Source organism: Pseudomonas sp. 008, from assembly GCF_016861935.1.
Classification (GTDB): domain Bacteria; phylum Pseudomonadota; class Gammaproteobacteria; order Pseudomonadales; family Pseudomonadaceae; genus Aquipseudomonas.
The window spans coordinates 158,544-181,318 of the sequence record NZ_BOMA01000003.1 but is presented as its reverse complement, the minus strand read 5'-3'; the positions used below and the strand labels follow the sequence as shown (position 1 = coordinate 181,318).

The window sequence follows — 22,775 nt, the reverse complement described above, 5'->3', positions numbered from 1 at the left end:
TGTCAACGATTTTGCTCGGGGTTCCACTGCGCGTACCGCTGTCCACGCAGGAACTGCCACAGACCGATACTCATTCCGGCAAGGGTCACCAGAAAGAAGCCGGCGAGGCGAAAGGGTTTGGGCAAACGGTGTTGCACATCCAGCAGGCCGGCGATGGCCACCGCATAACCGAGCAGTTGCGCGATCAGGCTCAGACGATAGAAGCCATGGACATTCCACAGCCAGAAGTTACTCAGCAACAACGGCAGCAACAGGATCGGTGCTAAGCGTCGAATCAGTTTGTGGCTGATCAGCGCAATCGCATACAAGCCATGGCGCCAGGGATTCAACAGTTCCCGGCGCTGGGCCAGGCTCTGCAGGCCGCCGACGGTGACGCGCAGACGACGGCGCCATTGTTTGTCGATCTCATCGACGCCCTGATCGATCACCCGGGCTGTGGGCACATAGACAATGCGTTTGTGCGCCACCGGCGCGCAGGTACTGATAAAGAAATCATCGTTGACCTCCGACGGCACGTTCTGGAACAACTCGCGGCGCAGGGCGAGCAGGGCGCCGTCGGCGGAGACCATGCAGCCGGTGCGATTTTCCACCATACGCAGCCAACCTTCGTAGTGCCGATAAAGGCTGTCGCCCAGGCTCAGGCCCTGGCCCGCCACCGGGATCAACATGTGCCCGGCGCAAGCCCCGACCTGTGGATCGGCCAGAGGCGCGAGCAATTGCCCGAGGGTGTCGGTCGACCATTGGTTGTCGGCATCGGTGAACACCAGAATCTCGCCCGTGCTCAGGGCAACGGCGGCATTCAAGGTGGCTGCCTTGCCCTGACGGGGCAGGTCGAGCACGCTGATGCGCGGGTCGATGACCTTGCGGGCGCAGGCCACGGTATCGTCGTTGGAGCCGTCGCTGGCCAGAATGATCTGTAGCGAGCGCGCCTGATAATCCTGGGCGAGCAGGATGCGCAACTTTTCTTCGATGTACTGGGCCTCGTTGTGCGCGGCGATGACGATGCTCACGTTCATCGGCTGTGCCGGCCCATGACGCCGTGCGGGAAATAACGGCGCGAGCAGCGTCAGCAGCAGCGGGTAGCCGAACCAGGCGTACACCGGCAATAACAGGCACCACCAGAAAATGAATTCAGCCACGGGCGGGTCTCCTGGCATTCCAGCGACAAAGGCTCAGGATGAACGCGGCACCCGCCAGGTGCAGACGCACCCAATGCAGGCCCCAGAGTTGCAGCATCAGGCGCAGGTCGCGGTGTAACAGGCTCTGGCGCAGACTTTGGGCGAGCGCTGGCAGGCTGGTGACGAACAGCATGAATAGCGCCAGTAGGGGGGAACCGTTGAGCAGGGCGGATAGCGCCATGAAATCCAACACCCAGGCGATGATCGATAGCATAGGGAATCGCAGTAAACGCAGATTCAAGCCGTGGCTGCGCAGTAATTGCAGGTGACTGCCCTGACGCCAGAACTCCTTGCCCATCCATTCGCGCCAACTGCTCTCGTAACCCCAATGCAGGGCAACGCTCTGGTTGACGGCCAGCAGGCGTGCGCCAGAGTGGGAAAGGCGCATGGTGAAATCTTTGTCTTCGCCGGTGCGCAGGTTTTCGTTGAAGCCGCCGACCTTGTCGAACCATGGACGACGCATCAACAGGTTGGAACTGGGCAGCCATCGCACTGCTTTCACCGTTTCATCGTTCGGGCGCAACGTGCGGCGTTGCCAGGCATTGGCATACCACGGGGCTTCGGCCGGGGTGTGCAGGTCCAGTCCCAGGACGTCGACCTGAACCGCGTGTTGGATGCTCAACAACAGCGTGAGCCAGTCCTCGGGCATCTCGATATCGGCATCGATGAAGCCCAGCCATTCGCCTGTCGCCATCGCCGCCCCGCGATTGCGCAGGGCGCCGATCAGCAGCCCGGGCAGCACCAGCACCTGCGCCCCGAGCTGGCGAGCGATGTGCGGGCCCTGATCGTTGGAGCCGTTATCGACCACAATCAGCTCGCATTCCATCCCGGCAGCCTGCGCGGCTTTTTTCGCGGCAAGCAAGGTGCGGCCGATGTGTCTGGCCTCGTTGTACATCGGGATGGCAATGCTGATGCGGTTCATGCCCTGGCCTCCGTCGGCGGACGTTCCTCAGCCTTGAGGCGCAACACCCAGGTCAGGGCGAGCATGATCCACAGGTACTTGTGATTCGGTGCGCTGAGGAACATCAAAAACAGTGTCAACGACAGATAACTGATGCCCAGGTGGGTGATCAGGTCGGCCTGTTCCCAATCTCGTCGCAGCATCCAGGCTTGACGGGCGCGGACCAGGTTGTACATCCCAAGGCCCAGCATGCCGACGAACAACAGCCCGGCGGGAATCCCCAGTTCACTGAAGATTTCCATGTAGGTGTTGTGAGCGCGACGGTACAAGTCGCCGGGTTTGCGGTTGGCGGAAAACACCTTGGCGTAACCGGAGGTGGCGTAGTGCAGCGGGAAGGTGCCGGGGCCGGAACCGAGTAACGGGTGCTCACGAATGATCTGGCTGCCGACCACAAGGTATGACGTGCGGCGGCCGAGGGATTCGTCCTGGCTTTTGGCGCCTTCTTTCAAGACGCTCAAGGATTGGATGCGCTTGAGGTAACCGGCCGGCATCGAATAAATCCCCACCGGGATCACGATCGCAAGGCCGAGTATGGCAAAACCCAAGTGGCGCGGCCGGATGCGTGGCAACTGCGCGCGGTAGTGCCAGGCGCCGATCATCAAGCTCAGGAACAGCACCACCAGCCCGGAACGGGAATCGGTTTTGGTCATGCCGCCCAGCAGTAAAATGCAGCAGCCGCCCCAGAACAATCGGTGCAACAGGTTCGGACCGCGGATCACCAGTAGCAGGGCCAGCGGCACGGCGAAGGCGATCAACAGGGCAAACGAGTTCGCGTCTTCCAGCAGCCCGGCGGCGCGGCCCTGGTCCTGATACTTGGTGGAGAACATGGCCAGCGCGCTGGTCGCGCTGACGCTAAGGGTTACCAGCCGGGCGAACAGATCGAGGTTCAACTCGCGGCCAATCAGCAAGGTGATTACAAACAGCACCAGGCCGACGCTCATGTCCCGCAGATGACTCTGGGACATGTCCATGTTGTCGGTATTGATCATGCTCAACAGGTACAACACCACGAAGCCGACCAGGAAGCGCCAGATGTTGCTGCGCAGGCGCTCGGACGGAATCTGGTGAATGGCCAGTTGCAACATCAGGACCAGTGCCAGTGACGCACCGATGAATTTGGTGCCTGACAGCGCGTTGCCCTTGAAGAAACCTTCGAATGGCACCAGCGCCGCGATGCCCAATAACCCCCAGGCGGGTTTTCGGTAGAGCACACCGACAGCGACCATGCCGAGCACCGCGCCGGGCGCCAGATAGGGGTAAGGACTGGCCAGCAAACCGAGGCAGACCAGGGCGAGCAGACTGACGATCGAGAGCGGAAAGATCACGCGCGTGCCTCCCGTGCAGTACGGATATAAAGCTGCGACCAGCGTTCGGCCAAGGCCTTCAGGTCGTAACGGTCCTGTTGCGTACGTTTTGCGTTGTCGATCAGTTCGCGAGCCAGTACCGGCTCACTCAGCAGCGTGTCGAGCTGCCGGGCGAGGGCGACGCTGTCGGTGGGGGGCGCCAGCAGACCGTTGTGCCGATCCTCCAGCACATCGGGAATTCCGCCGACGCTGAATGCCACCACTGGCACTCCGGCCTGCATTGCTTCGAGCAAAATCATCGGCGTGCCCTCGGTGCGCGAGCTGATCACCAGCGCATCGAGTTGCGGCCACCAGCGGTTCATGTCGGTCTGGTAACCCGGCAGGGTGATGCGGTTGTGCAAGCCGGCGGCGGCAATTCGCGCCAGCAGGGTTTCCCGTTCCGGGCCATCGCCGAGCATCACCGCGTCCAGTTGCGGATGTTGCTGACACAGCGCAATCAGTGCATCGAGAAACAGGTCCGGGCCTTTTTCATGGGTCAGCCGACCGACGAAGCCCGCCAGCCAGCGCGGGTGTCTGGCGTTGTGGGGCAGCAAGCCGTTGGCGGTTGGCAGACCATTGGGAATCACTTGCAGCTTCTCCTTCCGAACACTGGCCTTGCGGTGCAGCGCCGCGATGCTTTCGGCCACGCAGACCACCCGATTCACCGACGCGGTGCGGCACAGTTGCAGGCTCAGCCAGCCGTAGAAGCGTTGCTTGCGACTGCGCGGGGTGAAACCGTGCTGGGTAATCACCAACGGCAAGTCAAACAATGTCGCGCCGACCCAGCCAAACACCAGACCCTTGAAATTGTGCGTATTGATCAGCGGATGTTCAGCCCGCCGATAACGTAAATGACCCAGCAATTGCCCCAGTCCCGCGAAAGCGCGGCAGTCGATCCCGGCCTCGCGGAACCGGTCGATCAGCGCCGGCGGCGCATCCAGAAACAGCACCTGGTGGTGCCCCGGCGTCGCCAGGCAATGGTCCAGCAACATCCGCTCAGCGCCATAAAAGCCGCCGCTGCTGATCAAATGCATGATCGGCAGCGCGCTGGCGTTGAGCGGCCCGTTCAATGGCGCACCCAATACATGAAGCTAGGCACGGTCCAGTTCTTGTGCGGGTTGTTCGGCAGGACGTCCTGATCGTTGATCACCAACAGCACCGGCAAGCCCAGTTCATGGGTGATTTGCGCTGGATGTTTGAAGCTGTGATCGAAGAACTCACGCACGTAGACGAAGGCAATCGCCAGCAGCAGTCCGGTCAGCATCCCGAATGGAATGATCAGCAGCGGTTTGGGAAACGCCACCTCGGTCGGTTCGAACGGCGGGCTGAGCACCCGGGCGTTGGACAAATCGCTGTCCAGCGCGCGGGCGGTGCTGCTTTCGGCAAAGCGCTGGGCATAGGTGGAGAACGCCGCGTGCAAGGCATTGATCTCGGTATCCATCTGCTGCAACTTGCTCTGAGCCACTTGCAACTGGTGGATGCGGTTCTTGAACTCGGCGATGCGCGCGGTTTTCTGGTTGATCACCGAGGTGACAATGGCCAGGTCGCTGGTGCGCTCCTGAATCCGGTTGCTGACGATTTTCAGGAACTGCTGGCGGGTGCGGGTAATTTGCTCGCGGGCCAGCAGCATCGGTTCGCTGCCCGGCTGGAACACCGCCAGGTCGTTCATGTAGCGACTGACTTGAGTCGTCAGTGCCTCACCGATCTGCCGGATCTCCCGGTCTTCGAAGGCAATGTTGTCCACCGTGGTGGTGAAGGTGAAGGGGAAGGTGTAGTCGTTGAGCCGAGAGGTATTGTTGGCCGCCGCCAGCGCGGTTTTCAGGTAGTCGAGCCAGCGCTGGCTTTGCAGCAAGCGATCCTGATACTGGTTCAGGTTCTCTTCCTCGGTGTTGATGGCGTTGAGGCGGAAGGTGATTTCTTCCTTCGGATCGGACGCACCGATCTTTTCGAGCAACGCCAGTCGAGTACCTTCCAGGCCATCGAGCCGCACCTGATACTGCTTCTTCTTGGTTTCGTAGAAGCTCTGTGGCAGATCGATCGATTGCAGTTCCTGACGGCTGGCCAGGTAGTTTTGCAACATCGTTGCGACAAACCGGGTGCCTTGGGCCGGATCGCTTGAGCTGTAGATAATGGAGATCACGTTGGAGCCGGGCAGGGTGTCGATCTTCAGGTTATCGATGGCCTCCTGGGTGAAGGTATCCAGGGTGGTGTCCCGCACCGGATCGGTTGCAAGCCCGAGCGCGCCGCGCACCGGGTTGATCACGTATTCACGCAAGGGGTTGGTCACGAAACGCTGGATCGGTACGGTCACCAATTTGTTGAAGGCCCCGGGGTTGGGCGTGTATTCGCCTTTGGCCTGCAGGTCACTGATGGTCTGACGGATCAGGGCCGGAGAGCGCAGGATATTGCTCTCGGTTTCCATATCCGCCAGCGATGGCGGAATGAAAGAGGCGTCGCCTTGGGTCAGGGATGTGGTGGCGTCTCCCTGAGAGAGTTTTTTGGACTGCACGAGCACCTGCGCGGTGATATCGAAGCTCTGTTTCAGCACCAGTGGCAGGAGCAGGGCGATCACTGCAAAGATCAGGAAGATTCGCTTCACCAGCCGCTTGTTGGCGAAGAAGATCCTGAAGAACTCATGCAGGTAGTTTTCCTTTGGGTTCATAGTCGGTCACCTGAGAGTTAGTTGTTGCTGCCTTTGTTGTCGACGCGGTAGCCGAAGGTGAAGCCCACCCCCTGAAACAACACCACATCGGCCAGTTGCCGCGCGAGCTCACCGGCACTGGCCAGTTTGGTCTTGGGCACGTAGAGCATGTCGTCCGGTTGCAGGTAAGCAATCTGCGACGCGTCACCGGACAAGGCTTTCTCCACGTCGTAGTGCACAGCCTGCACCTGGTTGCCGTTGCGGCGCATGATCACCACTGAATCGAGGCGCGCCTTGACGTTGGTGCCACGGGCCAGGGTCAACGCTTCGAGCACTGAAACCGGGCGGCGAATCGGATAGGAGCCCGGCTGCGCGACTTCACCCAGCACATAGATTTCATTGCCCGACGTGGATTTGAGCATGACGTCGACGGTCATCCGTCCCGGCAATTGCGCATAACGTTGATTGAGGAACGTTTCCAGTTGGTTCACGGTCATGCCTTGCAGCGGCACGGAGCCGATTTCCGGAAAACTCGCATAGCCGTCGTTGCCCACGGTGATCTCCCGGCTCATGCCGGTAGCGGGGTGGTTCAGGGCGCTCTTGAGGTTTTGCTCGTTGCTCAGCGGGCTGGTGACCAGCACGGTCAACTGGTTGCGATTGGGCTGGAACAGGGCTTTGCGGTTATAGGCGCGCTGGATTTCCTCCCGGGCCTGGACCGAGGTCATCCCACCGATTTTCACCGAGGTGTTGGCCCCCGGCAGTTCGATGGTGCCATCGGGCAGCACCAGTTGCGTGCCGTTGAGCTGGCTGGCCGCAGTGAAGTTCAGCGCGACCTGGTCGCCGGGCTGAATGCGGTAAGCCTCCGAGCCACTGGTGCTGACGTGGAAGATCACGTCCAGCACGTCCTTGGGCCGCAAGGTCTGTTCGACCTTGGGCATATCGGTGGCCTGGGCGTTGGCCGGCTCGGCCGTGAGGATCTGCACCGGCATGTTTTGGGTTTCACTGGTGCTGGAGCAACCTGCAAGCGGTAGCAACAGCAGGACAAGCACTTTGGCATTCATGACTTCATCCTTCAGGTGGGTGCTTACAGGTTTTTGTAGAGCCATTTGGGCATGTAGTACTTGCGCCGGTTGAAGACGCTGCCCACCAGTTTCGCGCCGGCCTGGGTCAGGCGTTGGGCCGCGGCCTGGGCCACTTCCCAGCGGGTGTCTTCCGCACGCACCACCATGATCACGCCGTCCACCAAAGTGCTGATGACCAGGGTGTCGACGGCCTCATACACCGCATCGCCGTCGATCACCACGAAGCGATACCGATCGACCAACTGTTCGAGCAACGGGATCAGCTGTTCGCTGGTCAGGTGCTCGGTACCGCGGATGTGCCGCCCGTTCGGCAGGATGTGGAAGGGCAGGCTGGAGACGGTCACCAGGCAGTCCTGCAGCAGCGGCGGGGAGTCGTTGAACAGCAGATCGCGAAAGCCGCGCTCTTTGCTCAGCCCCAGCTGTTGCGTGAGATTGCCCGTCGACTGACTGGCGTCCACCAGCAGCACTTGGCCGCTGCTCATTGCCGCCAATTGGCTGGCCAGCGCCAGGGCGCTGGTGGTGGTGCCTGTGCCTGCGTTGGCAGCGGTCAGAAAAAGGATCCGCAGATCCAGGTCGAGCACGGTCGAGGTCAGGTTGGACTCGCTCGGGCTGGCGATGGTCAGGCTGTTATTCGATGAACCGTCCATTTAACTCGCTCCGTGGCCGTTGAATACGATGAAGGGGGTTTTCAACAGAATCTTCAGATCAAGCAACAGGCTCTGCTCGGCGATGTACGTGAGGTCCAACTCAACGCGCTGGTCGAAGTCGATATTGCTGCGCCCGGAGATCTGCCACAGACCGGTCATGCCGGGGTAGATGCTCAGGCGTGCAAGGTGGCTGTCCTTGTAACGACGGGCATTGAACGAGGTGGGTCGTGGACCTACCAGGCGCATGTCGCCGCTCACCACATTGATCAGGTTGGGTAATTCATCGAGGCTGCTGCGCCGCAGGAAGCTGCCGATGGGGGTAATCCGCGGGTCGTTGTCGATCTTGAAGTCGATGGCGTCGGCGCCGTGCTTGTTCAGATGCCGCAGGGACTCCTTGAGCTCCTCGGCGTTGGCCACCATGGTGCGGAACTTGTACATGCCGAACATGCGGCCGCGGTAGCCGGTGCGTTGTTGCACGAACATCACCGGCCCCGGGCTGCTGAACTTGATCGCCAGTGCCAGCCCCAGCAGTACCGGGGAAATCAACAGCAAAATCACCAGTGCACCGAGGCAGGCGAGCACCCGATTGGTGCGCGACAGGGTCCAGGGCCGACCGCCGTTGCGGCCGGTCACCCAGCCGTGACCCTGCACGTGGATCGCCTTGTCGAGGCGCATCCGGTGCTCGGGATCCAGGCGGTTGTCACGCTGCATGTGATCGAGCAACATGCCTTTTTCATGTCCAGTCATAGAGTCCTCCGCTAAAGCCCGGCCATAAATGGCGAGTGGGCGCTACGCAGTGGGTAGTAGTCACGGAACCAGGCGATGAATCGTCCGAGTCCTTCATCCAGCTCTATCCGTGGCTGGAAACCGGTGGCCAGTGCCAGATCGCTGGCATCGGCGCAGGTGTTGAGCACGTCGCCCGGTTGCAGGGGCAGTAACTCGACGAGGGCCTTTTGCCCCAGGTGCTTTTCCAGCAGTGCCAGGTAGTCCTTGAGCGCTACCGGCTGCTGTCCGCCAATGTTGTAAATGCGCCATGGCGCCATGCTGCTGGCCGGGTCCGGTTGCTCGCGGTTCCAGTCCGGTGCCGGCTGGGGCGCGCGTTCGACCAGGCGGGCGATGCTCTCGATGATGTCGTCGATGTAGGTGAAGTCCCGCTGGTGCTGGCCGTAGTTGAACAGCTTCAGCGGCTGCCCTTCGGCAATCGCCCGGGCGAACTGGATCGGCGACATGTCGGGCCGGCCCCAGGGCCCGTACACAGTGAAAAAACGCAAACCGGTGCAGGGAATGCCGAACAGATGGCTGTAGCTGTGGGCCATCGACTCGTTGGCTTTTTTGGTCGCGGCGTACAGCGACAACGGATGGTCGACGTTGTCCTTGACCGAATAAGGCGTGTGCTGGTTGGCGCCGTACACCGAACTGGACGAGGCATAGATCAAGTGCCTGACCGGGTGGTGACGGCAGCTTTCGAGAATGTTGAGGAACCCGCTCAGATTGCTGTCGAGGTAGGCCCGAGGATTTTCCAGGGAGTAACGCACCCCGGCCTGGGCCGCGAGGTGAATCACCACTTGCGGTTGTTCACACTCAAACAGTGCGTCGAGGGCCTCGGCATCGGCCAGGTCGACTTTCGCGAGGGGGAAATCGCCGACCTGCTCGCGTACCCAATCCACGCGGTCATGTTTGAGTTGCGGGTCGTAGTAGTCATTGAAGTTGTCCAGCCCGCACACCTGATGCCCGTCGCTCAACAGCCGCAACACACAATGGGCACCAATGAAGCCGGCGGCTCCAGTGACGAGTATCTTCATGATCGTGGCGCCTCTGGAGCTGCCAATGCCGCAGCTTGGATGAGGCCGACGCAACACGTACCCAATACGTTCACGTCCATATTGGCGTGCCTCGTAAGACGGTGGATGTAACTGAAATGAGACTGTCAAAAGGGGTATAGCCCAGCCTTGGGAAAGCGTGTCAGCAAAATGACGGGTAGCGCGGGCTGGAAACCCTGATTTCATGGGCTATTTGGTATCAAGTGCTTGCCGTTGCTGGATTTGTCGTGGTTTTGAGGGGTTTCAAGAAAACGATAAACGGTCGAAAGGCTTGTATTACAAGGGTTGCAGGCGTTTTGAGGCGTCAGATTTGAGTTAATGTTTTTTTGACGCTTTTGGCAAAAAACCGGCATTTCTTGCGCTTTCATGGCTCGGTGCTAGTGTCAGAAAATGGCTGATAATCATTGGTTTCCATTTGCCAATGGCAGCCATGGAGGTACTGCATCCACCATGATCCGATACTTCAAGGAACTGTTGCTGGTTCTGTATTTACTCAAAAGCTACGACTATTACCTCGATCGTCTCGAGGCATTGGGCATCGGTTTGCCGATGTTGCTGTATGGCGGGATGTTCGTGGTGCTGACGATCGCGCTGTTCATGACCGCCTATATTCGTCAGACACTGGTCCGTCATTTGTTTGCGTTGGCGCTGTTTGGCTCGGCGATTTTCTTTGACGTGTATACGCACGTGACCGCCAGTTACCTGACCTACAGCAGTTTTGTGTCGCTGGTGTATTCCGGTGGGTTCATTCAGGAAGCGGCTTACCAGTACCGCGATGCGATCATCAGTGCGACGGTCAGTGGCTTGTTGCTGCTGTTGGGTATCGGGCTCAAGCCGCGTCGACGGCTACCATTGCCGGGACCGCTGTTGGTGGCGGCACCGGTGCTCGGCGTGCTGCTGCTCAGTGTCGTGTTGTTCGTGCGGGCCGGCGAGGGCGCCCGTGGCTTGCCGATCATGTACACGCCGTTGGCCTATCTGAATCTGTTTACCTATGAAGCGCTGCACAACACTGTCGGCCCGCGCGAGCCGGTGAGCCTGGCGCGCATCGATCGGCCGGTGGGTTACGACATCGTACTGATCATCGACGAGAGCATTTCCGGTAATTACCTGGACATCAACACGCCATTCGGTGTGCACAGCAACCTCAAGGAAGCGCACCCGGGCGTGGACATCTTCAATTACGGCTACGCCGCGTCCATCGCCAATTGCAGCGCCGACACCAACGTCACGTTGCGCTATGGCGGCACCCGTGGCGATTACATGCGGATCAACACCACGCTGCCGTCGATCTGGCAGTACGCGAAAAAGGCCGGGCTGCGCACGGTTTACATCGATGCCCAGCGCACGGGCGGCAACTTGCAGAACCTGATGAGCAATGCCGAGAAGCAGGACATCGACGAGTTCGTGCAATTCGACCAGACCAGCGTGCGTGAGCGCGACATGGCTGCGGCGGCCAAGCTGATCGACCTGCTCAACGACGGCATACCGGAGCTGGTGGTGATCAACAAGGTCGGCGCGCATTTTCCCGTGCACGACAAATACCCAGACGCGTTTATGGCCTACCGCCCGACCTTGCCTCGGGGGCAGTTTGTCGAGGTGGCGGACTCCGGTAAACGCGATGGCTTCAACGGTCAGCCGGATGATTGGGTGTTGTACCGCAATGCCTACAAAAACACGGTGCTGTGGAATGTCGGCGAGTTCTTCTCACGGGTTTTCGCCCAGGCGGATATGCGTAATGCGCTGCTGATCTACACCTCGGACCACGGGCAGGATCTGCATGAGCGCGGTAACCCGGGGCTCAACACTCACTGCGGCAGTGATCCGGTAGAGGAGGAGGGCTTAGTGCCGTTGGTGGTGATCTCGGGCAGCGATTTGAAGACGATGGACTGGCAGGCGCAGTTGCCGGCCAACAAGGACCGCTCCAGTCACTACAACATCTTCCCGACGTTGTTGCAGTTGATGGGCTATGACCTGGCGGGGGTCGAGGCGGTGTATGGCAAACCGTTGAGCGTGTCGACGGCGGATGATTTCACTTTCAACTATCGCTTCAATGCGCGGCTCGGCGCTGTGCCTGCGTGGAAGTACATCGATCTGAAGAGCATTGTGACGCCGGGGCCAGTGGTGCCGAGTGTGGCGGTGGGGGAGTGAGATTTTGATGAGATGACCTGGCCTTATCGCGAGCAGGCTCGCGATAAACGATAACGCGGTCCTGCTGCCGTCCGCTATCCTAGGCCCACTGCCTTCAACGAGCCTCCTCTCATGCTTTCGGTCCAGGGCGTCTTCAAAAGCTACGCCACCCCCCAAGGCCCTTTGCCGGTATTACAAGGCGTCGACCTCACGTTGAAACCCGGCAGCAGCCTGGCGTTGATGGGCGAGTCGGGCAGTGGCAAAAGCACCTTGCTGCACCTGATCGCCGGCCTGGACAAGGTCGATCGCGGCAGCATTCGCAGCGGCGAGCATCGGCTGGAACAGATGAACGAAGGCCAATTGGCCCACTGGCGGCGCACCGAAATCGGCCTGGTGTTTCAGCAGTTCAACCTGATCGGCAGTTTGCGGGTCGAGGACAATCTGGCGTTTCAGGCGCGTCTGGCCGGACGCCACGATTCGCGCTGGCAAGCGCATCTGGTGCAGCGTCTTGGGTTGGTGGATCTGTTGCAGCGCTATCCGGAACAACTGTCTGGCGGGCAACAGCAACGAGTTGCGCTTGGCAGGGCGTTGGCCTCGCAACCGAAACTGCTGCTGGCCGACGAACCCACCGGCAGCCTCGATGAAGCCACCAGCGATGAGGTGTTGAAGTTGCTGCTGGAGTTGCTCGACGACAGCCCGACGACGTTGTTGATGGTCACCCACAGCCCCAGAGTCGCCGCGCGGCTGGCGGAAAAAGTGGTGCTGCACAATGGCCGTCTGGCTGGCGCGGACGAGCGCTGAAGTGCGGGTTTTTCGCGAGACATTGCGGGCACTGCTCAGCCATTGGCGGCAACATCCGGTGCAATTTTTCAGTGTGCTGACCGGGCTCTGGCTCGCCACCAGCCTGCTGACCGGCGTGCAAGCGCTGAACAGTCAGGCACGGGAAAGCTACGCGCGGGCCAGTCAGTTGATCGGTGGCGAACCTCAAGCCAGCCTCAGTGCGCCCGGCGGTGGGGTGTTCCCTCAGCAATTGTTTATCGACCTGCGTCGCGCGGGTTGGCCGGTATCGCCCGTGTTGCGAGGTCGGGTGACGCTCAAGGGCCATGAAGACCAGCGCTTGCAGTTGATGGGTATCGAACCGGTGTCGCTGCCGGCCGGTTCCGCAGTGGCCGGGCAGGCGTTGCCGATCGAGCAGGTCGTCGAGTTCTTTACGGCGCCGGGCAGCACCTGGATCTCGCCGCAGACCTTGCAGGCGTTGGGCTTGCACGAAGGTGAAACACCGACGGCCGAGAGCGGCATCGCCTTGCCGCCACTGCGTGCCCAACCCGACATGGCCCCCGGTGTGTTGCTGGTGGACATCGGTTTCGCCCAGCAGATTCTGCAATTGCCCGATCAACTGTCACGTCTGTTGCTGCCCAAGGATTTCACCGCGACCCTGCCTGATCAGTTCAAGGGCCAACTCCAGCTCATCAGCAGCGGTGAAGAAAACAATCTTGCGCGCCTGACCGAGAGCTTCCATCTGAACCTCGATGCCTTGGGCTTTCTGTCGTTCGTGGTTGGCCTGTTCATCGTGCACGCGGCAATCGGCCTGGCGCTGGAGCAACGTCGAGGTTTGCTCAGAACCCTGCGCGCCTGTGGCGTCAGTGCGCGAATGTTGATTGTCGGCCTCGCCGTCGAGCTGGGTGGTCTGGCGTTGATCGGTGGTGTCGCCGGTGTGCTCAGCGGCTACCTGCTGGCTGGCGTGCTGTTGCCGGACGTCGCCGCCAGTTTGCGCGGCTTGTACGGCGCCGAAGTGCCGGGACAGTTGAGCCTCAGCCCGCTGTGGTGGTTCAGCGGCATCGGTCTGAGCTTGCTCGGCGCGTTGCTGGCAGGCGCCAACAGTTTGCTGCGCGCAGCGCGTTTGCCGCTGCTGGCGCTGGCCGATCCGCAAGCCTGGCATCAGGCCCACGCGCGCTGGTTGCGGCGCCAGGGCTGGGTCGCGGCGATGGCTGCGTTGATCGCGGTGTTGGCGTTGATGTTCGGCGACAGCCTGAGCAGTGGTTTCGTGCTGATGGCCGCGTTGTTGATCGGCGCCGCACTGGCCTTGCCGGTGGTGTTGAACAGCGTGCTCAACCGGGTGCTGCGGCGCAGTCGCTCGGTGCTCGGCCAATGGTTCGTCGCCGACTGCCGTCAGCAGTTGCCGGCCCTGAGCCTGGCCTTGATGGCGCTGTTATTGGCGCTGGCGGCGAACATCGGCGCCGGCAGCATGACCGCCGGTTTCCGCCAGACCTTCAACAACTGGCTCGAACAACGCCTGACCGCCGAGTTGTATGTCAATCCGCAAAATCCGGCCCAGGCCCGAGAGCTTTACACATGGCTCAAACAACAACCCCAAGTCAGCGCGGTGCTACCCAACTGGCAAGTGTCGATTCAGTTACAGGGCTGGCCGGCGGAAGTCTTCGGCGTGATCGATCACCCGACCTATCGCCAGCACTGGCCGTTGCTGGAAGCCTTGGGCGACGACCCTTGGGAACGACTGGCCAAGGATGACGCACTGATGCTCAGCGAACAACTGGCCCGGCGGTTGAAGGTACGCCTGGGTGATCACTTGACCATTGCCACGCCCAACGGTCCATGGTCGCCACGGATCGTTGGGATCTACGCCGACTACGGCAATCCCAAGGGCCATCTGCTGGTCAACATCAATCACCTGCTGCGCGGCTGGCCGCAGCTGACACCCAGCCGTTTCAACCTGCGCATCGAGCCCGCGTCGATTCCCGCGTTCCTGGCCGCGCTGCAAGCGCGCTTCGCCCTGGACGACAGCCGCATCGTCGACCAGGCCCGGCTCAAGGGCTGGTCCACGCAAGTGTTCGAGCGCACCTTCGCCGCCACCGCCGCACTCAACAGCCTGACGCTTTGCGTCGCGGGCGTGGCGCTGTTCATCAGCCTGCTGACCCAGAGCCAGAGTCGCCTCGGACAACTCGCGCCCTTGTGGGCGCTGGGCGTGACGCGGCGACAGTTGATGCTGCTCAACCTCGGGCAGACCTGGTTGCTCGCGGTGCTGACATTGGTGCTGGCATTGCCGTTGGGCATCGCATTGGCGTGGTGCCTGGACACGGTGATCAACGTGCAGGCCTTCGGCTGGCGCTTGCCGCTACGGGTGTTTCCGCTGCAACTGTTGCAGTTGATGGGCCTGGCCTTGCTCGCCACGTTGCTTGCGTCGGCGTGGCCGTTGTATTCGCTATATCGCACGCAACCGGCGGATCTGCTGAGGACGTTTGCTCATGAAGATTAAAATCTGCGTGTTGCTGCTGGCGTTGCTGAGCGGCTGCGACAACACGCCTGCGCCGGAAAAAGGCTTCGCCGGCCTCGGCCATCAGGCCACCGCATTTACCCCGGTGGTGCCCGGGCGAGAATTCAGTTTCCCGGCGGACCACGGCGCCCACGATGGCTTTCGCATTGAATGGTGGTACGTCACCGCCAACCTCAAGGACGATCAGGGGCGCGAGTTCGGCGCGCAATGGACGCTGTTTCGCAGCGCCTTGAAAGCGACGCCCGAGCAACCTGGCTGGGCCAATCAGACTATCTGGCTGGGCCACGCGGCCGTGACATCCGCCACCGCACACCATGCCGCCGAACGCTATGCCCGAGGCGGTGTCGGCCAGGCCGGAGTGATCCTTAAGCCGTTCAACGCATGGATCGATGATTGGCGTTTCAGCAGTCAGGCCACCGACGAAAACCCGCTGGCAGACCTGCAACTCAGCGCCCGCGACAAGGCGTTCAGCTACCAGCTTCGACTGACGTCAAGCCGGCCATTGGTACTTCAGGGAGACAAAGGCTTCAGCCAGAAATCCGAACAAGGCCAGGCTTCGTACTACTACAGCCAGCCTTTTTTCCAGGCCAGCGGCACCCTCGAAATCGACGGCAAAACCTACACGGTCAACGGCCCGGCCTGGCTCGACCGAGAGTGGAGCAGCCAACCGCTGACCGCCAACCAGACCGGTTGGGACTGGTTCTCCCTGCACCTGGACAGCGGTGAGCAAGTGATGCTCTACCGCATGCGGCAAAAGGACGGCGCGCCATACCTCACCGGCACCTGGATCGACGCTCAGGGGCAGACGCAGTTGCTGCACGCCGACGACATCAACCTTACACCGCAAGATACCGCCAAGGTCGCCGGGCGTTCGATGCCTGTGCGCTGGTCGATCAACATCCCGGGCAAGCACCTCGAAATTACTATCGACGCCCTCAACCCCAAGGCCTGGATGGACTTGCGCATTCCTTACTGGGAAGGGCCGGTGCGGCTGAGCGGCAGTCATGGGGGGCAGGGGTATCTGGAGATGACCGGGTATTGAGTTGGAGCTCTCGACGCCACGTTATTCGGTGAAATTGAAAGATCTGAACGTAGGGTAGAGCGTTGTGCTGACCTGTAGCGATGTGCTGAAAGTGGCCTGCCAGCACCCAAGCTGATCATTACTTGTACGTATTGATTGTTCTTGTGCGGATAGCTGTATAAGAACAATCAATTTTAATGGTCGAACCGGTGCGTTTAGGAAGTTTGTAGACGTTGTGTAAGCGGGGCCTTACGAAATATTACGTGCATAAATTTCATGTTTGTACACGAGGACATATCTGCCAAATTCTATTAAAATCCTTCCCGTTCGCCCGGTGTCAGGGCTCTTTACCGGTGCATGGATTGCCAGGCCATTACACTGGGCGAACACCTTCTTTGGGAGGTGCTGTTTAAAAGTTTCGGATATAAAAATGGGCGACCTTGGGGTCGCCCATTTTTATTGGCTGATGGAGCCAATCCGGGTCAGGCGCACGGTGTACGCCGTCAACAGCCAGATTCTGGCGTCAACTTGAAATGGTATTCACTCCCCGCGTGCTGGCCTGGAGCTGCTGTCGGTAATTGGCTGCTCGTTGAAGCACTCGGGTCAAGGACTGAAAGTTTGTCGGTTTGGTTAAAATATCATTGGCTCCGGCGGCCTTGAAACGTTCAATCTCGCTCGAAAAAGCGTTTGCGGTGAAAGCAACGATATAGCAAGTATCGCCCTGCGGTCGTTGGCGGATTTTACGCATGGCCGCTAATCCATCCATAACAGGCATATTGATATCCATGAAAATGATATCCGGAGTCGATGTCATACACTGATTGACCGCCTCCAGGCCATTTGACGCGAGGTCAGGCGTATAACCCAATGCCTGTAACATCGCCAGAGCAACTTTCTGGTTAATTGGATGATTCTCCACCAGCAGGATATCCAGTGGATAATCCTGGGCAAAAGAAGCGTCGAAACCAACCGCTGCCTGATTGCTCTCGATGGGTATCTCCGAAACTGAAAAAAGCTCCATGGGGAGTGAGAAAAAGAACGTCGATCCAACGCCAGGCTGACTGGTAAAGGACAACGTCCCCTGTTGTGCCTCGACCAGATTCTTGCAAATGGAAAGACCGAGCCCGCTCCCGGTAAAGCGTTGACTGGTCGGCCCTTTAAACTGGGTAAAGGGCTTGAACAGGCTGCTTTGCCGAGCCAAGGGGATACCTATGCCGGTATCGCGTATGGAGAAGTCGAGGCGCGCTCGAGGGCCGTAACCACGAGTCGTGACCACGAGTGATACTTGTCCGGCTTCGGTAAATTTGACCGCATTGCCCAACAAGTTGATCAATATCTGGCGAAGGCAATCACTATCGGCTTTGACCCACGGCGGTACGTCCGGTGAGACCTGGGCCTCAAGGACTATTGGTTTGTCCTGAATGTTTTGCCGGATCATTTCAATACTGGATGAAACCAGCACTCTCACGTCGAATACACGAGGCTTCAATTCAAGTTTGCCCGCTTCGATTTTTGCCAAGTCAAGAATATTGTCGATAAGAGACAACAGGGTTCGTCCACTGGTATGAATCGTTTTGACCAGATTGTTTTGCTCGGGAGTGAGGGCAGACCCAGCCAACAACTCGGTCGCGCCGATAACCCCGTACATGGGGGTGCGGATTTCATGACTCATGGTGGCCAAGAATCTGGTTTTTGAACGATCAGCGTCCTCGGCGGTATTTTTTGCCTGATTCAATACCTGTTCGTTTATTTGCAATTGCTGAAGATGCGCGCGCATGCGTAAAAGACTGAAGGCGAGAAATACCAGAATGGCAAGGAGGATATGGTGCAGGGAGTCCTGATTGAGTTGGTGGTAGTAATCCGCCAACGTCATCTCCGCCCCCACCACATAAACTGTTCCGTCCTGGGACTTCATCGGGACGAAGACAGCGCGAAAGTCTCCCCAGTGATCCGAGTAATCGATCCAGGTGGGCTCGGTGCGCTCAAAACTGTCGAGCAAAGCCTGACTGGCATCGGGATAAGGATCGAAAAAACGTACGAAATTCTGCTCTTGAATTTCTTTTTTCGATGCGCTGGAACTGACTAGATAGGCTTCCCCAGCGCGTTTGACCACGCTGTAGACAAACGCGGTGCCCATGGACTCGTTAAACCGGGAGAGCCGCTGAATGGCATCCCAGTCTTGCGCTTCCGTTTTCGACTGTTTGTCGATCAGATTGTCATGGTAGCGGTCGCCGAGGATGGCCGAAGCGCCCAACGCGGCATGCAGCAGCTTGTTATTAATGTTGTCAGTGAGGATGCCTTGGGTCTCGACGTAAAGGTAGTAGATATAACCACTGACACCTACGATGTAGACCAAAAGTAACGCCCATGTTTTCCGTCTGAGTTTGAACATTCATCACAGCCTCCATACTGTGAGCTCAAGCATAAATTGAAGACCGGCTGAAAACCAATATTTCTCAGTGTGGAAATTACTTGACCGAAGCGCCAGCTTTTTGGGTTTCCTGGTGGTCACGATTTTGCGGTAGAGTCCAATATAGTGGACGTTTGAAGGCTTTTGCTCCTGTATCAATAAATTTGCAGACGATGTTTTAGCAACCTCTTGCGAAATGCTGTGTGGATCAATTTGAGGAATGATATTAAACGTCGGATATAAAAATGGGCGACCCTGGCGTCGCCCATTTTTATTGGCTGAATTAAAGCTGCGCCCGTAACCGTCGGCCGACCACATCCAGCAAATCGCAGCCGTCCCGCAATGGGATTGCCAACACCCGCGCAAACTCTTGCAACAGTGCAGCGTCACCGCCAGGCGCTTCGCCCATAGACAGCGTTTCCAACAGTTGAGTGACGCAACGAATGCGATGCGCCGCCGTGTCGTGCAACACGTCGACAGGCGCTGCGGTGTCGATTAGCAGGGAAGGGATCGTGCAGTCGATGCCGGTAATCGGCATGTATCGAGTCATGGTTGAACCTCCTGAGCGTCGGACGTCCCACCGGTCGGGTCGAGGTTGTCCAGCGCCCGGTTTACCAACAACTCACCCAGTACAGCCAATTGCTGAATCGATAGCGCCAGGCTGCGGTGCGAGCCTTCGAGTTCACGGGCAAGGTCGGTGGTCAGTACGTTGAGCGAGGCGAGGGTTTCGCAGGCGTGGCTTAGCAGGGTTTCGGTGCGGATGTTGGGGAGAAGGGTGAAGACGTGGCTGATGGGGTCGGGGTTTTTGGGGTTGCGGAGGCGGGCGCTGACGGCGCGTTGGGTTGCTTGGCTGAGTTGAATGGGATCGAGGGAATCGGGTGGAAACTTTTTCACCGTGAAGCTCCTGAATCAAAGGAGCCGCAAAGCGGCATTTGCATGCCTTGTGTTCGGTCTGTCAAAACCGGTCGCTGAGGTTGCAGTGACTGAGGGAGGTTATCTGGGGAGGAGGGGGTTTACAAGTTCATGGATGGCGATGGGGGGGGCGGGAAATGTCCGATGCTTTTGTCAGACGACTCAAAGGGCAGAAAAATGAGTTAGATTTTTTAAGTGAGTACGGGCTTTTTGTCGTTCATATAAACTGAGGGGCCACAAAGTAGCGGGGATTTCGTTGTGAATTCAATTATCGAGCTGCTGTTCGAAGCATGGAGCGTGAAAATGTTTTCGCTCTGAGTGATTGTTATATTGGGTTTTTCTTTTGTAGGTATGTTTTTGATCGTCAGGTTGCTGATTTCGCTGCAGTTTAAACCGATGCGGCATGTCTTGAAGTCACTGATGATGGCCTGAGCATCTGGTTGTTTCGCTGTCAGGTTCCCAACGATCGAACCCATCAAAATGCTCATACGGCCACCTCATTTTCCAGATGGGCCTTCAACAGCCCGGTGAAATTTTCTTCCGTGAGTGGCGTGCGTTTTACGAAGCGCGCCACTTTTTCTCGAAGGTTGGATTCAGGGAACGAGAAGTACAGATCGGCATGATCCTCCTTCAACCACTGCATCATGTTGCCGATGACGGTCGACGGATTTTGCTTGGTCAGGCCATCCAGCAACGCCTTCGGCACCTCCCACCAAGGCCAGTCCTTCGCCGGTGGCACCGCGCGCGGCCCCACCTCCAGGCTCTTTCCATTGATCAGGTACCGATCAAACACCGGCAGCACTTCACCGGCGGCGTCGCCGAGTCCTGCCAGAATCGGGTAGATATGCCGCCCGTCCCAGAACCGGAAAAACACTTCAGTCCCATCCGGCATCCGAACCAGAGTGAGGCTACGCAGGTGTTCGAACACCACGTTCGGTTCGCTGTTGGAAACGGCCAGCCACCCCCAATCGAGGGCGTCGGTTTCGGCAATCCACGGTAGAAAACTTGAGTTGGGTTTCAACTCAATGAGGTAGGGCATCACCGGCTGCCAGCCCGCGTAAGGTGTACCGCCCCAAATCGGGGTCGCCTGGGTTGTGGGTTCGTTTTGGTAAAGCGACTTGAGCGCTTCGACATCACTGGCCGCACTAACAATCAAGTACAACCGCTCACCCGTCCGCAACGGCCGTTCAGCCAGCCACGCTTGTGGAGTCATCGGATCAGATCGCACAAGCACCTGCCTTGCACTTCTCGCACTCTTCACAGAACGGCGCATTGCGCTTCAGCGTATTAATCTGCGCCGGGGTCAACACCGCGCCAGCCTTGTCCGCATCAGCCTGTTTCAACGCCCCAGGCATCAACGGTGCTGCCCCGGTGCCGCTGCCCGGGCTGCCGCCGGAGTTCATGTTGATCGCCGGGCCGCTGAGGGTGACGCCGCTGGCATCGATCTTGATGAAGCTGCCGCCGGCCTTGAGGGTGAGTTCGGTGCCGGCTTCGAGCACGACTTTCATGCCGCTGCTCAGGTGGATCTCCTGGCCGGCTTCGATGAATTGGCCGGTGCCGACCTTGATGTGCTGGTTGACGCCCACGGTTAGGTGGTCGTTGGCGCGGGCTTCGACTTTGCGATCGGCGTAGACAGTGTGGTGTTCTTCGGCCTTGAATTCGCTGTAGCTGTTTTGCTCGACGGTGTCGTGGCGTTCGTTGCCGACGCGGATTTTCTGGTCGTGTTCGACGTTCTCATCCCAGTCGCGCTGGGCGTGCAGGAAGATCTGTTCCTGGCCTTTTTTGTCTTCGATGCGCAGCTCGTTGAATCCGCCGCCGCCCGGAGAACTCAGGGTTTTGAAGGTGCTGCGGGTCTTGTTCGCCGGCAGGGCGTACGGGACGACGTTTTCCTTGTGGTACAGGCAGCCGCTGATCAGCGGTTGGTCGGGGTCGCCTTCGAGGAAGCTGACCAGCACTTCCATGCCGATCCGTGGAATGGCGATGCCGCCGTAATGGGCGCCGGCCCAGGCGGAGGAGACGCGCAGCCAGCAGCTGGTCTTGTCGTCGGCCTGGCCTTCGCGGTCCCAGTGGAATTGCACTTTGACGCGGCCGTATTGGTCGCAGTGGATCTCTTCACCTTTTGGCCCGGTGACCACGGCGCTCTGGCTGCCGAGGATCCGTGGCTTAGGGTGGTTCAGCGGCGGACGGTTCGGCACGTCCCAGGGGGTGGCCTGGAAGCGGTTGCGGTAGCCCTGGTGGAAATCGTCTTTGAGATTGGTGGTGCTGCTGGTCACCGACTCTTCCAGCACTTGCGGCTGTTTGCCTTCGTGGAGGATTTCAGTCAGCAGCCACAGGTCGTTCCACTTGGCCTTGGGGTGTTGGGTCAGGGCCAGGAAGTGGCCGCTGACCAGCAACGGCTGATCGCTTCGGCCTTCGGCCAGCTGGAAGTCGCTGCGATGACGCTCGAGGGCGCGTTTGGCCAGTTGCTTGCCGCGTTCGCGGTCGATGAAGCGGCCGGGGTAGTCGTAGTCTTCGAGGTCGGGCAGGGCGTCGCCACGGTTCTCGCTTTCCAGCTTCAGGCGCGGCTTTTCGAAGTCGTAGTCGCGGCGGGTGGTACGGCTGGTGCGGGTTTCCAGGCGCAGGTCGAAGCGCTTGATTACCGGGTCGTTGGCGACCATGCCGGAGTCTTGCTGGTAGGCCACGGGCGCGAGTTTCGGGAACACCGTCTGGTCATCGCCGAACACCAGCTTGTGGGCCGTGGTGCTGTGCTGGAAGTGGTAATGGATTCCTTCTTCCTCGCACAGGCGCTGGATGAACTGCAGGTCCGATTCATCGTACTGAACGCAGTAAATGCGCTCGGGATAAATCGCCCCGACTTTGAATTCGTAGGCATTGCTCTGGATGCCGTGCTCTTCGAGGACCATGCCGATGATTTTCGGCACGGTGAGGTTCTGGAAGATGCGTTGGTTGATGCGGTGCGCCAGGTAGGACAGCTGCGGGCGCAGGGTCACGGCGTAGCGGGTCAGGCGTTTGCCCGAATCGCCTTGGGCGGCGCGGTAGATCTGGCCATGAATGCCGCTGCCGTCAGGCGAGAGCTGCAAAAAGGCCGGTTTGTGCAATAGCGTTTCGAGGTCCAGGGACGGCTGCTCACTGACCAGCTCCACCTCAAACACAAAAGGCTGGCTGATGGCTTCCCGACCTTGCAGGGCAAGAACCTGAAGGTCGTTTCCCAGACCTTCGACAGTCAGGGCAAAGTGAGTCTGATTGGCCGGCGCGAACATCCCTTGTTCCTCGTGCAGTGTTGCGGCGCGCGTTGACACCCGAAAGCCGGATCAACGGACGCGAAAATTCCTGGAAGGCGC

Annotated in this window: 19 protein-coding genes; 4 read left to right on the top strand and 15 right to left on the bottom strand. The window is 59.3% G+C overall.

Annotated features, from left to right (window positions below):
• Positions 1-2: 2 nt before the first annotated feature.
• From JUI81_RS08075 to JUI81_RS08035, 9 genes are read right to left on the bottom strand one after another with little or no spacing between them, the layout of a single operon-like run.
• Positions 3-1,139 carry a glycosyltransferase gene (locus JUI81_RS08075; RefSeq protein WP_019580127.1) on the bottom strand — a complete coding sequence of 379 codons (1,137 nt, stop codon included), beginning with the start codon at positions 1,137-1,139 and terminating at the stop codon, positions 3-5.
• Positions 1,132-2,100, bottom strand: coding sequence for a glycosyltransferase family 2 protein (locus JUI81_RS08070; RefSeq protein ID WP_019580128.1), 969 nt, complete (start codon positions 2,098-2,100; stop codon positions 1,132-1,134). Before JUI81_RS08070 ends, JUI81_RS08075 begins: the two co-directional genes overlap by 8 nt.
• A complete protein-coding gene (locus JUI81_RS08065; protein ID WP_019580129.1) occupies positions 2,097-3,464 on the bottom strand; it encodes an O-antigen ligase in 1,368 nt (455 codons plus the stop codon). The genes JUI81_RS08070 and JUI81_RS08065 overlap by 4 nt, the downstream gene beginning before the upstream one ends.
• Positions 3,461-4,516, bottom strand: a complete 1,056-nt coding sequence (locus JUI81_RS08060) for a glycosyltransferase family 4 protein (protein ID WP_050565216.1) — start codon at positions 4,514-4,516, stop codon at positions 3,461-3,463. The genes JUI81_RS08065 and JUI81_RS08060 overlap by 4 nt, the downstream gene beginning before the upstream one ends.
• 32 nt (positions 4,517-4,548) lie before the next feature.
• Positions 4,549-6,144: a Wzz/FepE/Etk N-terminal domain-containing protein gene (locus JUI81_RS08055; protein ID WP_204124063.1), complete on the bottom strand. Its 1,596-nt coding sequence runs from the start codon at positions 6,142-6,144 to the stop codon at positions 4,549-4,551.
• A gap of 17 nt (positions 6,145-6,161) precedes the next feature.
• Positions 6,162-7,184 carry a polysaccharide biosynthesis/export family protein gene (locus tag JUI81_RS08050; RefSeq protein ID WP_019580132.1) on the bottom strand — a complete coding sequence of 341 codons (1,023 nt, stop codon included), beginning with the start codon at positions 7,182-7,184 and terminating at the stop codon, positions 6,162-6,164.
• A gap of 23 nt (positions 7,185-7,207) precedes the next feature.
• On the bottom strand, positions 7,208-7,852 hold the full coding sequence (locus tag JUI81_RS08045; protein WP_204124062.1) for a CpsD/CapB family tyrosine-protein kinase: 645 nt from the start codon (positions 7,850-7,852) through the stop codon (positions 7,208-7,210).
• Positions 7,853-8,599, bottom strand: coding sequence for a sugar transferase (locus JUI81_RS08040; RefSeq protein WP_096479932.1), 747 nt, complete (start codon positions 8,597-8,599; stop codon positions 7,853-7,855).
• An 11-nt stretch (positions 8,600-8,610) separates the two neighbouring features.
• On the bottom strand, positions 8,611-9,654 hold the full coding sequence (locus JUI81_RS08035) for an NAD-dependent epimerase (protein ID WP_096479933.1): 1,044 nt from the start codon (positions 9,652-9,654) through the stop codon (positions 8,611-8,613).
• Between the two features lie 468 nt (positions 9,655-10,122).
• Between JUI81_RS08035 and JUI81_RS08030 the strand changes: the two genes are divergently transcribed.
• The 4 genes from JUI81_RS08030 to JUI81_RS08015 all read left to right on the top strand — a co-directional run bounded on the left by JUI81_RS08030 (position 10,123) and on the right by JUI81_RS08015 (position 16,133).
• Positions 10,123-11,820: a sulfatase-like hydrolase/transferase gene (locus JUI81_RS08030; protein ID WP_204124061.1), complete on the top strand. Its 1,698-nt coding sequence runs from the start codon at positions 10,123-10,125 to the stop codon at positions 11,818-11,820.
• A gap of 111 nt (positions 11,821-11,931) precedes the next feature.
• On the top strand, positions 11,932-12,600 hold the full coding sequence (locus tag JUI81_RS08025; RefSeq protein WP_204124060.1) for an ABC transporter ATP-binding protein: 669 nt from the start codon (positions 11,932-11,934) through the stop codon (positions 12,598-12,600).
• 1 nt (position 12,601) lies between these two features.
• Positions 12,602-15,073, top strand: coding sequence for an FtsX-like permease family protein (locus tag JUI81_RS08020; protein WP_204124153.1), 2,472 nt, complete (start codon positions 12,602-12,604; stop codon positions 15,071-15,073).
• A complete protein-coding gene (locus JUI81_RS08015; RefSeq protein WP_204124059.1) occupies positions 15,063-16,133 on the top strand; it encodes a lipocalin-like domain-containing protein in 1,071 nt (356 codons plus the stop codon). The genes JUI81_RS08020 and JUI81_RS08015 overlap by 11 nt, the downstream gene beginning before the upstream one ends.
• Before the next feature lie 502 nt (positions 16,134-16,635).
• Here the strand turns inward: JUI81_RS08015 and JUI81_RS08010 are convergent.
• The 6 genes from JUI81_RS08010 to tssI all read right to left on the bottom strand — a co-directional run bounded on the left by JUI81_RS08010 (position 16,636) and on the right by tssI (position 22,694).
• Entirely contained in the window at positions 16,636-18,504 is a 1,869-nt protein-coding gene (locus JUI81_RS08010; protein WP_028941313.1) for an ATP-binding protein, read from the bottom strand.
• 301 nt (positions 18,505-18,805) lie between these two features.
• Entirely contained in the window at positions 18,806-19,072 is a 267-nt protein-coding gene (locus JUI81_RS08005) for a hypothetical protein (protein WP_019580140.1), read from the bottom strand.
• Complete coding sequence (locus tag JUI81_RS08000) at positions 19,069-19,416, bottom strand: DUF6124 family protein (RefSeq protein ID WP_028941314.1); 348 nt, start codon at positions 19,414-19,416, stop codon at positions 19,069-19,071. The genes JUI81_RS08005 and JUI81_RS08000 overlap by 4 nt, the downstream gene beginning before the upstream one ends.
• Positions 19,417-19,625: 209 nt before the next feature.
• A complete protein-coding gene (locus JUI81_RS07995) occupies positions 19,626-19,922 on the bottom strand; it encodes a hypothetical protein (protein ID WP_239077669.1) in 297 nt (98 codons plus the stop codon).
• Positions 19,919-20,647, bottom strand: coding sequence for a DUF4123 domain-containing protein (locus JUI81_RS07990; RefSeq protein ID WP_374707260.1), 729 nt, complete (start codon positions 20,645-20,647; stop codon positions 19,919-19,921). The genes JUI81_RS07995 and JUI81_RS07990 overlap by 4 nt, the downstream gene beginning before the upstream one ends.
• Before the next feature lie 4 nt (positions 20,648-20,651).
• Complete coding sequence (tssI, locus tag JUI81_RS07985; protein WP_204124058.1) at positions 20,652-22,694, bottom strand: type VI secretion system tip protein TssI/VgrG; 2,043 nt, start codon at positions 22,692-22,694, stop codon at positions 20,652-20,654.
• Positions 22,695-22,775: the final 81 nt, after the last annotated feature.

Excerpts from the sequence above, each read along its gene's own strand:
- JUI81_RS08070 (WP_019580128.1), bottom strand. The coding sequence starts at position 2,100 with ATGAACCGCATCAGCATTGCCATCCCGATGTACAACGAGGCCAGACAC.
- JUI81_RS08060 (WP_050565216.1), bottom strand. The coding sequence starts at position 4,516 with ATGCATTTGATCAGCAGCGGCGGCTTTTATGGCGCTGAGCGGATGTTG.
- JUI81_RS08055 (WP_204124063.1), bottom strand. The coding sequence starts at position 6,144 with ATGAACCCAAAGGAAAACTACCTGCATGAGTTCTTCAGGATCTTCTTC.
- JUI81_RS08050 (WP_019580132.1), bottom strand. The coding sequence starts at position 7,184 with ATGAATGCCAAAGTGCTTGTCCTGCTGTTGCTACCGCTTGCAGGTTGC.
- JUI81_RS08045 (WP_204124062.1), bottom strand. The coding sequence starts at position 7,852 with ATGGACGGTTCATCGAATAACAGCCTGACCATCGCCAGCCCGAGCGAG.
- JUI81_RS08040 (WP_096479932.1), bottom strand. The coding sequence starts at position 8,599 with ATGACTGGACATGAAAAAGGCATGTTGCTCGATCACATGCAGCGTGAC.
- JUI81_RS08035 (WP_096479933.1), bottom strand. The coding sequence starts at position 9,654 with ATGAAGATACTCGTCACTGGAGCCGCCGGCTTCATTGGTGCCCATTGT.
- JUI81_RS08030 (WP_204124061.1), top strand. The coding sequence starts at position 10,123 with ATGATCCGATACTTCAAGGAACTGTTGCTGGTTCTGTATTTACTCAAA.
- JUI81_RS08025 (WP_204124060.1), top strand. The coding sequence starts at position 11,932 with ATGCTTTCGGTCCAGGGCGTCTTCAAAAGCTACGCCACCCCCCAAGGC.
- JUI81_RS08015 (WP_204124059.1), top strand. The coding sequence starts at position 15,063 with ATGAAGATTAAAATCTGCGTGTTGCTGCTGGCGTTGCTGAGCGGCTGC.
- JUI81_RS08010 (WP_028941313.1), bottom strand. The coding sequence starts at position 18,504 with ATGTTCAAACTCAGACGGAAAACATGGGCGTTACTTTTGGTCTACATC.
- JUI81_RS08005 (WP_019580140.1), bottom strand. The coding sequence starts at position 19,072 with ATGACTCGATACATGCCGATTACCGGCATCGACTGCACGATCCCTTCC.
- JUI81_RS07995 (WP_239077669.1), bottom strand. The coding sequence starts at position 19,922 with ATGAGCATTTTGATGGGTTCGATCGTTGGGAACCTGACAGCGAAACAA.
- JUI81_RS07990 (WP_374707260.1), bottom strand. The coding sequence starts at position 20,647 with ATGACTCCACAAGCGTGGCTGGCTGAACGGCCGTTGCGGACGGGTGAG.
- tssI (WP_204124058.1), bottom strand. The coding sequence starts at position 22,694 with ATGTTCGCGCCGGCCAATCAGACTCACTTTGCCCTGACTGTCGAAGGT.